The sequence below is a fragment of the Psychrobacter urativorans genome, from assembly GCF_904846695.1.
Lineage (GTDB): Bacteria > Pseudomonadota > Gammaproteobacteria > Pseudomonadales > Moraxellaceae > Psychrobacter > Psychrobacter urativorans.
Map to the genome: position 1 here is coordinate 43296 of NZ_CAJHBR010000015.1, position 11950 is coordinate 55245.

The 11950-nt window shown below is 41.6% G+C and carries 9 protein-coding genes; all 9 read left to right on the forward strand.

All coding sequences use genetic code 11. The features are described from left to right. Positions 1-52 precede the first annotated feature (52 nt). Positions 53-1084 (forward strand): hypothetical protein, encoded by a 1032-nt coding sequence (locus tag JMY09_RS10295; protein ID WP_201623503.1) that lies wholly within the window; start codon positions 53-55, stop codon positions 1082-1084. A 213-nt stretch (positions 1085-1297) separates the two neighbouring features. Beyond that, a complete protein-coding gene (gene pyrE, locus JMY09_RS10300; protein ID WP_201623504.1) occupies positions 1298-2011 on the forward strand; it encodes an orotate phosphoribosyltransferase in 714 nt (237 codons plus the stop codon). Between the two features lie 206 nt (positions 2012-2217). After that, on the forward strand, positions 2218-3189 hold the full coding sequence (gene gshB / locus JMY09_RS10305; protein WP_201623505.1) for a glutathione synthase: 972 nt from the start codon (positions 2218-2220) through the stop codon (positions 3187-3189). A 313-nt stretch (positions 3190-3502) separates the two neighbouring features. After that, positions 3503-4588 (forward strand): undecaprenyldiphospho-muramoylpentapeptide beta-N-acetylglucosaminyltransferase, encoded by a 1086-nt coding sequence (gene murG / locus JMY09_RS10310; RefSeq protein WP_201623506.1) that lies wholly within the window; start codon positions 3503-3505, stop codon positions 4586-4588. Positions 4589-4649: 61 nt separating this feature from the next. Next, complete coding sequence (gene murC, locus JMY09_RS10315; protein ID WP_201623507.1) at positions 4650-6089, forward strand: UDP-N-acetylmuramate--L-alanine ligase; 1440 nt, start codon at positions 4650-4652, stop codon at positions 6087-6089. A gap of 67 nt (positions 6090-6156) precedes the next feature. Then, positions 6157-7242, forward strand: coding sequence for a D-alanine--D-alanine ligase (locus JMY09_RS10320; RefSeq protein ID WP_227677278.1), 1086 nt, complete (start codon positions 6157-6159; stop codon positions 7240-7242). 449 nt (positions 7243-7691) lie between these two features. Beyond that, on the forward strand, positions 7692-8693 hold the full coding sequence (locus JMY09_RS10325) for a cell division protein FtsQ/DivIB (RefSeq protein WP_227677279.1): 1002 nt from the start codon (positions 7692-7694) through the stop codon (positions 8691-8693). 157 nt (positions 8694-8850) lie between these two features. Continuing rightward, positions 8851-10143: a cell division protein FtsA gene (ftsA, locus tag JMY09_RS10330; protein ID WP_201623508.1), complete on the forward strand. Its 1293-nt coding sequence runs from the start codon at positions 8851-8853 to the stop codon at positions 10141-10143. A gap of 171 nt (positions 10144-10314) precedes the next feature. Continuing rightward, entirely contained in the window at positions 10315-11502 is a 1188-nt protein-coding gene (ftsZ, locus tag JMY09_RS10335; RefSeq protein ID WP_201623509.1) for a cell division protein FtsZ, read from the forward strand. Positions 11503-11950 lie beyond the last annotated feature (448 nt).

The following is an 11950-nucleotide window of genomic DNA, read 5'->3' on the forward strand; positions in this document are numbered from 1 at the left end:
GCTAATTTATAAGTTACTGCTATTTTATGTTTTTAAGTATCACGGATATGCTATGACTCAGCCCCATACTTCTAATGATTGTTTGCCTAGCAGTCATGCCATACATCGAGAAGCTAAGCCAGTAGCAGATAGTGTTGAGCTATCGAGTCTACCAACTAATCAGCAGCCAGCTATAGTGCATCCCAATTTTGACCCTAAGCAGACACCGATTGATCCAGCACGGTCATTGAGTGATATTCCAGAGCCAGCACGACGAGAGAATAGTCAGTTGCGTCGGCTCTATGGTAAGTCCTCTCGCTTTCAGCAATCGGCTGCTGAACGTCTATCAAAATGGGCTTTGATAGCATCAGAACCTTTGGCTGAGCATTTAGCGCTACTCAAAGCGGCCCAGCTAATTGAGTTGCCTGATAGCTTTTATCAAAACTATAGATACGACCCTAATCACGCTAGTGAACAGGCGTTGCTCACTAGTATTGATATTATGCAGCTAATAGATATGGCAGATATTCAGAGCGCTATTAGTGCCTATCCAAAACTGACTCGCTTTGGTTTTTTGACTACTGAGATGACTAAGAGAAGCATTACTAAAGCCAGCCCACTGACAGATACCGCCACTCATGATAGTAAGTCAGCTACGCTACGCACCTTGGTAAAACGCTATAATGCTGATGAGTTGCTTAACAGTCTTTATGCTGATGATTGGCAAGTGATATTGCAGCCGCAAGAGTTTGAGACTGGTAGCGGTAGTTTGGCCACTGATATTATGGCATGTAGCGTGGCTGTGCATGCTCTAAAGCAATGCCCTACGCGCAAAACCATTAATAAAAGCTACAGTGCTGCGCAACTCTGTCAATATGTACGCAGTTACTTGCTTAGCCAGTTGGGAAACGCCCCAGCAAGCCGTCAACACTATCGACAGATTCGGCTGTTTAGCGGACATATTATCGTAGCGGCTCATCATTTAGGCTGGGATATCCAAGCTGATAAAAATGGCAATTGCTACTTTAATATCTCCTCACGCTGCGCGCTTCTTAATCGCTATGCCAATATGCAAGATTATGCTATCAATGGTTGGTCAATTTAGCTGACAATTTTTATAATGATATTTATAATGACGGCTTTTGTTGCTTTTACAATTAACGCTTAAAAGCTATAAATTTTTATAGTTATGAAATAATAGTGCAGTTAATAGTAGAGTGTATAGCCAAGTGCTGGCTGTACAGCTTTATTACACACGGATTATGATTCTAAAATTCACTGCTGCTTTGACCCTAAAATTCACTAACAGGACTGTCTAATGCCCGATACTCAAAATCTTCGAAGTGCTCAAACCCCTTTATTTTCAGCGCAGCACTTTATCCAGCTGGCTTTAGACAACCAAGTACTAAAATTCGGTGAGTTCGTACTCAAGTCGGGACGTATTAGTCCCTACTTTTTTAATGCAGGCTTGCTAGCCTCGGGCGAGATGTTATCCTTATTGGCAACTGGTTATGCTGACGCCTTGGCCGAACAGCATAAAAATGCAGATAATAAAGAGCTGGTTATCTTTGGGGCAGCCTATAAAGGTATTCCTTTTGTAGCGGCAACCGCACAAGCCTTATGGCTGCATCATGGGATCAATGCTAAGTGGGGTTATAACCGCAAAGAAGTCAAATCCCACGGCGAAGGGGGCAACTTAGTCGGTGCTGATGTCAGTGGCAAGTCGGTGTGGATATTAGATGATGTTATTACTGCAGGCACCGCCATGCGTGAAGTACTGGATATCCTAGAACAGGCTGGTGCTACTGTGGCAGGAATTATTGTCGCTCTAGATCGTAAAGAAAAAGGCCAAGGCGAGCATTCAGCGATTCAAGAATTAGCTTCTGCTTTACAAGTTCCAGTACTGACTTTAGTGGATATGGACGATCTAATCAGTTATTTAGCGCTTGGCGATAACTCGAAAGATAATACCCATGAAAACGGCAGTCAATTAGCGAAAATGCAGCATTACCGCCAGCAATATGGAGTTTAGTCGCCTTAAGTGTCTCTAATTATTTATACCACTAATATATTTTTACCGTTAATGCTTCTTTATTGCTAGGGCTTTGTATTTAAAAAGCTTTAGCTAATCTGAAAAGACTTAGATTTAGCATTAATCAGAAGCCTTGTTTATTTCTACTGTTGTTTTGAAACCATCAATTATTCAGTTGTTTACTGTTACTACTAGCGAGCGTTCCTATGTCTCAATCTGCTGCAAAGTCTTTAAATATCCTAGTTATTATGGATCCTATCGAGCGAGTAAATTACAAAAAAGACACTAGCTTAGCGATGATGTGGTCTGCGCAAGATCGTGGACACAAGTTAGGCTATTGTCAGATTCATGACTTATGGCTGGATCGCGGACAGTTAAAGATAGACTCGCAACCAGTAACAGTACAGCGTGATCCTGAAAACTTTTATACTTTAGGCGAAAAGGCTACCGTAGCTGTTAGTGATTATGACGTAATTTTGATGCGTAAAGATCCCCCGTTCGATATGCGCTTTGTCTATGCTACTTATATGTTAGATCATGCGAAGGCTGCTGGCGTGCTAGTGGTTAATGATCCGCAAGCGGTACGTGACTGTAATGAGAAGCTATTTGCGACTTGGTTTAGTGACTATATGAGTCCAACGATTGTCACTAGTAAGCAGGCCCATATTCGCCAGTTTATCGCTGAGCAGCAAGACGTTATTGTCAAACCTCTTGATGGCATGGGTGGCACTGGTATCTTCCGTTTAACAGCAGATAGTCCTAATATTGGGGTGACTATCGAAGTTTTGACGGAGCTTGAAACTTTACCGATTATGGCACAGCGCTATTTGCCAGAGATTAAACAAGGCGATAAGCGAGTGTTGATTGTCGATGGGGTAGTAGTAGATTATTGCTTAGCTCGAATTCCTAGCAAAGGCGAAACTCGAGGTAACTTAGCAGCAGGGGGTAGTGGAGTCGCCATGCCATTAACTGATGCTGAACGTAAAGTGGCTGAAATAGTAGCGCCTATCGTCAAACAAAAAGGCTTGATGTTCGTAGGACTAGATCTGATCGGTGGCCGTATTACTGAGATTAATGTCACTAGCCCTACTTGTGTACGCGAGATCGATGATCAGTGCGGTACTGATATTGCAACCGACTTTATTATAGCGGTAGAAGCACGCCATCAGAACCGTTAGAAGCTTATTGTTTTTTGACTGGCCTCAAGACTGGTTTTATCAACTGATATAAGCGTTTTTTAATAAGTTTTTGGCAGTAATCTATAGTTAAACGTTAAGGTGTAATGAGCTAGTAAAAGGCAAAGAAATACGATCAATAGTTGATCATTTTTAGCGCTTATTACTACAAAATAGCAGCTAAATATTTAGCTTAAAAAACGTTATATATTTATAGATAATTTACTCTATACTATGCGTGCTTTTGCACCCTGAAAGTCAGCAACAGTTTAGAGATCCTAATATTCATTAGTAAAGATAAGATAGGCAGGCATTCATGAAGACACCGCATATATTGATGATGGCTGCTGGCACTGGTGGTCATGTATTCCCAGCGTTAGCCGTTAGCGAAGAGTTGGTTAAGCGGGGCGCGGTGATTCATTGGTTAGGTACGGCAACTGGTATGGAAAATGGCTTAGTACAGCCTACCGGTTATACCTTCCATCCTATTGCCATGCAAGGACTACGTGGCAAGGGTATAGGTCGCCTGTTTAAGATGCCAATCACTCTGTTGTCGGCTACTATGGCCGCAGCCAAAATTATTCGTGGCAACAACATAGAGGTAGTAGTAGGCTTTGGTGGCTACGTTACTGCACCTGGAGGCATTGCAGCACGCATGACTAGTACGCCACTGATCATTCATGAGCAAAATGCTATTGCTGGCATGAGCAATCGTTATTTAGCCAAAATCGCTAGCAAAGTACTGCAAGCTTTTGAAAACACCTTTGCAGATAGTAAGCTCGATGCCAAGCTAGAAACTGTTGGTAATCCAGTGCGTAATACTATCACTGGTGTTGCCGCGCCAACGCTACGTTATGATATAGCGGATCAAACCCCACTGCGTTTGTTAGTAGTAGGCGGCTCGCTAGGAGCGCAAGTACTTAATGACACAGTACCAAAAGCCTTAGCTTTGATAGATAAGCCCTTTTCAGTACGTCATCAATGCGGCCGTAACAATGAGGCTGCTACCCAAGCGGCTTATGATAATGAAGATCTAAGCGCTCATGAGTTTAGCGTACAGCCTTTTATTGATGATATGGCAGCCGCTTATAATTGGGCCGATATCATTGTTTGTCGCGCTGGTGCCTTGACGGTCACTGAGATCCAAAACGTCGGCATTGCAGCGATTTTTGTACCTTTGCCACATGCCGTTGATGATCATCAAACGGCCAATGCGCGCACTCTGACTACACATGATGCAGCGCTATTATTGCCGCAAGCTGAGTTAACGCCTAGCCGTCTGAGCACTGAACTGCTAGCTCTAGATCGAGCGGCTTGCTTAGCTATGGCTAGTAAAGGTCATGCCCTTGCCAACCGTACTGCCAGTCAACAAGTGGCAGAACTTATATGGCAAGCACTATAAGCTGTACTTTTTGACTACTTATCTAACTATATTTTATCGACTTTTATAAAGAGACTCTGTTATGTCCACATCTGCAAAAGCTTTACCTAAACGCCTTATTGAGATTCCAGAAATGCGCCGTATTCAGCATTTGCATTTCGTTGGTATTGGCGGTTCGGGAATGTGTGGTATCGCTGAGGTCATGAACAACCAAGGTTATAGAGTAAGCGGCTCAGATATTGTGCAAAGTCCAGTTACTAGTCGTCTGCAGCAGATAGGTATTGAGATATTTATTGGCCATGATTCAAAAAATATCTCTAATGCCGATGTGATAGTAGTGTCATCAGCGATTGATCGTAGCAACCCTGAAATTGAAGCGGCCCTTAAAGCTCGTCTACCAGTAGTGCGTCGTGCTGACATGCTCGGTGAATTGATGCGTTATCGTCACGGTATTGCGGTTGCAGGTGCGCATGGTAAAACGACGACGACCAGCTTACTAACCACTATGATGAATGAGGGGAATCTTGATCCCACTTATGTGATAGGTGGCAAGCTCAATGCCTCAGGAAAAAATGCTGCATTAGGCAGTAGTCGCTTTTTGATTGCTGAAGCGGATGAGTCAGATGCCTCGTTCTTGTCCTTGCATCCGATGGCGGCGATTGTGACTAATATCGACCAAGATCACATGGAAACTTATGACAACAGCTTCGATAAACTAAAAGCCGCTTATATTCAGTTTTTGCAAAACATGCCTTTTTATGGTTTGGCAGTAGTCTGCGGCGATGATCCTGAGCTTTATGCTATGATCGATGATATAGGTCGTCCCGTACTGACCTTTGGCCTTGAGCCTTTCAATGACGTGCAAGCGATTGACGTTGTCGTTGAAGGCACTAAGACCCATTTTACTGTGCTACGCCGTGATCATGAGCCACTACGTTTGACCTTGAATATTCCGGGTATTCATAATGTGTACAACGCGCTTGCTGCTATTACTATGGCTAGCGATGAAGGCGTTGATGACGAAGCAATCAAGCGGGCACTACAGAATTTTGAAGGGGTAGGTCGTCGTTTTGAGCAACATGGCCCTATCGCCGTCGATAATGGTGATGTGCTACTAATCGATGATTATGGCCATCATCCAAAAGAGGTCGATGCTACCATCAAAGCTGCACGACAAAGCTTCCCTGAGCGCCGTTTAGTAATGATGTTCCAGCCTCATCGTTACAGCCGTACTCGTGACTGTTTTGATGACTTCGTTGAAGTGTTATCGAGTGTTGACGAATTATTATTACTAGACGTTTATTCGGCAGGTGAGAGCCCAATTACTGGCGCTGATACTAAGTCATTAGCACGTAGTATCCGTCTGCGTGGCGCTGTTGAGCCGACTATCGTCGATAAAGCCAATATCGCGCCAGTGATGCAGCGCTTATTACAAGCAAATGATATGCTTATTACCCAAGGTGCTGGTAATGTAGGGCAAATAGCTATCGATTTGGTAGCCAATGGTCTATACCTCAAATAAGATTTTAACAAACATTAAACAACCTAAGCGCTTAACCGTGGGTCTTAAAATTATAGGAGTTATTCATATGAGCGGTAATAATAATAAAGAAAGCTCGAATCAGCCTAATCTAGACGGCGTTGATGCTGCTGCTAATGAGCAAAATAACAGTGCTAACCATGATGCCACTAAAATACAGAAGCCAGAATTGGCATTAGCAGCAGTGGTAAAAACTCAGCAACAGCCAATAGTTAGTAAAGTAAAAGATGCTAGCGAATTCGGCAAAGTAGCTGTGGTATATGGTGGCAACAGCAATGAGCGCAGTGTTTCTTTAGATAGTGGAGCCGCTGTATTACTAGCTTTACAAAATCAGGGTGTTGACGCTACTCACTTCGATCCTAAACATCAACAGATTACCGATCTAATGGCCTATGATCGGGTGTTTAATGTGCTGCATGGTCGTGGCGGTGAAGACGGTGTACTGCAAGGGATGTTACAATGGTTAGATATCCCGCAAACTGGATCTGGCATCCTAGCCTCAGCTTTAGGTATGGATAAAGTTCGTACCAAACAGCTATGGCAAGGGTGTGGTTTGGCGACAGCCCCTTTTGCATTATTAACTGCAGATACTGATTGGCAGCAAGTGGTTAATATGTTGGGTCTACCGCTCATTATCAAGCCAGTTCACGAAGGTTCTAGTATAGGGATGACTAAGGTCAATAATTTAGACGAGCTACCAGCAGCTTATGCAACGGCTATCGGTTGCGGCGATGCGGTAATGGCTGAGCGTTGGATTACTGGCCGCGAATTCACTATCGCTATTGTCGATGATGAAGCTTATCCAGTTATCCGGTTAGAGCCAGCAGATATTACTAACTTCTATGATTTTGACGCTAAGTACAATCGTAATGATACCGGCTACTATATTCCCTGTGGCCTAAGTGCTAATGAAGAACAGCATCTTCAAGCTCTAAGTCTTGCAGCGTTCCGTGCGGTAGACGCCAAAGGCTGGGGCCGAGTGGATGCTATGCAAGATCAGCAAGGTAATTTCTGGTTGCTAGAGATCAATACCGTTCCTGGAATGACTAGTCATAGTTTAGTGCCGATGGCAGCTAAGGCTCGTGGAATGGACTTTGATCAGTTATGCTGGCATATTTTAGCGCAAACTATATAAGCAGTAATGCTTGATTAGAGTTGATATAGCACAACTTCATGTAAACTTGTGTAAATTCAATAGTCATAGCACGGGTTAGGCTATTGTTTAACGTCAAAATACGTTAAGATTGCCATAACTCTGCTACTCTGATAAAGATTGACTTGTTTTGGTAGTTAAGTATATGATATGTCACAATTTTAACCACTAGGCTCGATAACTAAAGTTGACTACTAAATAAATGACATGTAATTAACCGAATATTTAGATTATTAATGATTTAATTCGACTAAATAAATGCTAATCATTGATTATATGTTAGCGCTTATCACATGTTTATTATGAATATTTTCTTAAGTGACTTATAGTTATTCGTTTATAATGGGCTATGATAGAAGTTTAGATTCAGTGATAAATTAGTAAAGCTGTAGTCTCAAAAGTAACTCAATATTAGCAAAAGTAAATTAGGGGTGAATACCATCATGGCTCAAGCTGTCAATGAAGTAAATGACTTGATGAGTAATGACACCCTTCGTTCGAAGTCTAAGTTGTCAATGCCGAGTTCAGCCAAATATTTTTTTATGGCACTATTTATTGGTTTATTACTGCTGATATTGATAATGGGTGCGAAAGCTTTACGAGATGCACCGCCTGCCGCTATTCAAGTAAGTAGTGAAGGCTTGACTAGCACTCAATACCAGACCTTAAAACAAGCTATGGACCAACAGAAAGTTAGTAGTTTTTTTACTACTGATCTGCAAGCTTTGCGCGACATAGTTATAGGTATGGCTTGGGTTGATCAAGTGAGCGTAACTCGTGATTGGCAACAAGGTATTGTTATTACTGCGCTGCCCAAGCAAGCTATTGCTAATTTTGGTACTGAGCGTTTAGTAGATGCCAAAGGCGTAGTGTTTGTACCTACCGATAATAAAGACTTACGCCAACAAAGCTTTGCTAATTTGCAAGGTGAAGTTGACCAAGCACCCGTTATCATGCAACAAATGCAGCAAGTTAATGATTGGTATGCTCCTATTGACATGCAAGTAGAGGATATTATCTTAACTAAACGCATGACTTGGTTGATTCGTTTTGATAACGGTCTACGAGTGATAGTTGATAATGAAAATACAGCACAAAAATTACTTAATCTTAGTCAGTTATTGGGTAATCAGTTAAGTAGTCGCCGTGATGAGATTCAGTCAGTGGATCTGCGTTATAAGAATGGCTTTACTATTACTTGGCATGCGATTGAACCCGTAGTAGCGACTACCGATGCCACAGCTACTGATGCTAGCAGCAAAGTCGATAGCACTAAGGGTGATAGCACTAAGGGTGATAGTACTAAAGTGACTAGCAGCAAAGTCGATAACACTAAGCCTGATAGTACTAAAGTGACTAGCAGCAAAGTTGATACTAAGGTTGCTACTACTGACATTTCTACTACTGAGGTTGACCCTACTAACAAACCCTGATTGTAGCGGATAATTAATTGTAGGTTATAGCCTTTATAAAAATGGGTAAATAGACGAATAATATTACATTTATTTAGATAATAGCCCAAAACACTTTTTTGATGATTTAATGGGGACGTCATATGGTTCCCTGTTTAGCGATAATTTGTCTGGTACCATGAAAAATACTGAAAATCTAGTTGTAGTTCATCTAAGTGCCACTGCAGTTTATGTAGTGATCGGCAGCGTCGTGTCTGAAAAAGACATCCGCATTATGGGCGTTGGGCAAGTCAAAAACAGTGACTTTTACCAAGGCCAGATTAAGCATCGTGAACGTTTACAAAGCGCTATTAAGCAAGCCATTCAAGAAGCCGAAGATGTCGCAAATTGCCGAGTTCATAGCGTATGGTTGACGCTGTCAACACCTGAGCTATCTAGCAAGAATAGCGTCGGCAGCGTGCTGGTTGAAGATGATATAGTTAGCGCTAAAGACATGGTAAAAGCCTTGGCTAACGCTAAATCAAAGGACTTGCCAGCGGATTATTACTTGATGCATTGCTGTCAGCAAGGCGTCTATGTTGATGATCAAGACAATATCGTTGATGACGCTATCGAGATGTTAGCTAAAAACATCAGCGTTATGTATCACATGATGATGATGCCTGTGGTGAGTCGTCAAAATATTCAAAAACTACTACAGAGTTGTGACGTTGGTATTGATCATGTGGTTTTTGATGCAGTGACTAGTGCTGAATATAGCCTAATGAGTGAAGAGCGTCAGCAAGGTATTTGTCTTATAGATATTGGTGCGAGCACAACTAGTATTTGCGTCTATAAAGAAAACAAACTAATATTCACTCATTGTATTGCTATCGGTAGCCATGCGGTAACTATGGATATATCAGCAGACTTTGGTATTTCAATGATAGAAGCTGAAAAGCTGAAAAAATTGCATGGTACTGCGGATATCAATAGTATAGATCCTAGCGTATTCTTGTTATATAAGACGCAAGGATCGAGCGATGCGCTTAATGTACATACTTACAGCTTAGCGCAAATTATTGAAGCACGTTATGTGCAGATATTTACTGAAGTGGCGCGTCAGCTACATGAGGTAGATCTGCTACATTACCTTGATCGCGGTTTTGTACTTACTGGCGGCGGTAGTGCTATTAAAGGCATGGTACCTTTTGCCAAAAAGCTATTGAAAATGCCAGTAGTATTGACCAATACCCATCCTGCAATTAGTGCTTATAACCATTTTGATAATGACGCTTCGTTTAAGCAGCTTAATGATCAAATACATGACAGTGCTTATCAGACCGCCTTTGGTACTCTACTATATAGTCAGAGTGAACAGTTCCGCCACAGTGAGCAAAGTGAGCCGGAAGCTGCCAAGCAGCGACGGGTAAAGAATGTTTTTCAAGGTGTTGGCCAACGTTTTAGTAGTGTGCTCAAAAAAATATTATAGATAGTTACTACAGCTAGCGCTCATAACCAATTATATGAATGCTAACTGTTATTTAGACCCTTATTTATTTCGATTTATTTACCTACATTTATATATAGTCAGTCGATAGCACGTTGTATAAGCGTCATTACGTATCGACCATCATGCTATCTGCAACTGGAGAATCTTTTTATGTCAAAATACACCATGCCACATGACAACCAACCTCAAAGTAATGGCCAAGCACGTTTTATCGTATTCGGTGTCGGCGGCGGCGGCGGTAATGCAGTTGAACACATGGTGCAACAGGGTATAAAAGGGGTGACGTTCGTCTGTGCTAATACAGATAAACAAGCGCTTGATCGCTTAACGGCACCGCACAAGTTACAATTAGGTGCTAAGAGTAACCGCGGTCTTGGTGCAGGTGCTAATCCAGAAGTAGGACGTGAAGCTGCTGAGAGCGAAGAAGAAGCTATTCGCACTTTACTTGAACACTCAGACATGGTGTTTATTACTGCTGGTATGGGTGGCGGTACTGGTACAGGGGCTGCTCCAGTAGTCGCACGTATTGCCAAAGAGATGGAAGTTTTGACGGTTGCTGTCGTCACTACCCCTTTCAAATTTGAAGGTGGCAAGCGCATCAAAGCGGCTAAAGCTGGTATCGAGCAGTTAACCAATTTTGTCGACTCTATTATTACTATCCCTAATGATAAGTTAATGAGCATCTACGGCAATATTTCAATGCAGGATGCCTTCAAAAAAGCTGATGATGTGCTATTGCATGCTGTACAAGGTATAGCTGAAACTATCGCTCGTGAAGGGCTTATCAATATTGACTTTAACGATATCCGTACCGCAATGACTGCTAAAGGTCATGCGATGATGGGTATTGGTCGTGCAAGCGGCGATGATCGTGCTCGTCAAGCCACAGAAAAAGCCATCAGATCACCATTACTTGATGATCTACGCCTAGAAAACGCTAAAGGCTTATTAGTTAACGTTATTTCATCTGAGTCTTTATCTTTAGATGAATTCAACCAAATCAGCGAAATCGTTGAAGGTATCACTGATAATGACGACGCTAACATCTTCTATGGTTCAGTAATTGATGAAGAGATGGGTGATGATCTGCATGTTACGGTTATTGCTACTGGATTGACTTTGAATGAAGACTTAACTGAAGTCGTAGCACCAATACCTTCAGTGACTAGTAATCAGTCAGTTGATCCTAATTTGCATACTAGTGCTTTGAATAGTCAAAAACAGTCGAAAACTCAGACTTTCCAAGACAATATTACTCGTCCTGGCGCAATCCAAGAGCATCAAGCTACCAAAACTAACAGTATTCAAGACTACTTAAAGCGTCAACAAAATAAGTAAGGCTAAAACTGATAGTCATTATTTACAAGTTAGTGGTAGCAACTGTAATAATTTAGTCGAATACTATTAATAGCTATTATTTAGCAATATAGTATTTTTTATAACCGTTAGTTATATATCGCTGTAGTTACTGGTTGTTATCAATAGTTATCAAAAAAGCCAACGCTTCATCGTTGGCTTTTTTTTAGCTTTTTTTTGACTTTTTGCAGCTAATTGACGGTTTAATGCTCCATTAATGGCTATTTTCGTTGTTTATTTAACTATTTAGTTGTTAGTTGTTAGTTGTTAGTTGCTAATTGGTCACTAATTACCTAGTGGCCCTCTTACTGAGCCAGATTTTATAATAAATGGTTGTTGATTTAGCCACTCAATATAAGTAATGAGCAAATTAACGATTTGTACCTATAGCGGATTAGGGGTAGCTAATGGTACACTATGGCAATTGTAA

Coding starts and splice junctions, on each gene's coding strand:
- gshB (WP_201623505.1), top strand. CDS start 2,218: ATGTCTCAATCTGCTGCAAAGTCTTTAAATATCCTAGTTATTATGGAT.
- pyrE (WP_201623504.1), top strand. CDS start 1,298: ATGCCCGATACTCAAAATCTTCGAAGTGCTCAAACCCCTTTATTTTCA.
- murC (WP_201623507.1), top strand. CDS start 4,650: ATGTCCACATCTGCAAAAGCTTTACCTAAACGCCTTATTGAGATTCCA.
- murG (WP_201623506.1), top strand. CDS start 3,503: ATGAAGACACCGCATATATTGATGATGGCTGCTGGCACTGGTGGTCAT.
- JMY09_RS10295 (WP_201623503.1), top strand. CDS start 53: ATGACTCAGCCCCATACTTCTAATGATTGTTTGCCTAGCAGTCATGCC.
- ftsA (WP_201623508.1), top strand. CDS start 8,851: ATGAAAAATACTGAAAATCTAGTTGTAGTTCATCTAAGTGCCACTGCA.
- JMY09_RS10320 (WP_227677278.1), top strand. CDS start 6,157: ATGAGCGGTAATAATAATAAAGAAAGCTCGAATCAGCCTAATCTAGAC.
- ftsZ (WP_201623509.1), top strand. CDS start 10,315: ATGTCAAAATACACCATGCCACATGACAACCAACCTCAAAGTAATGGC.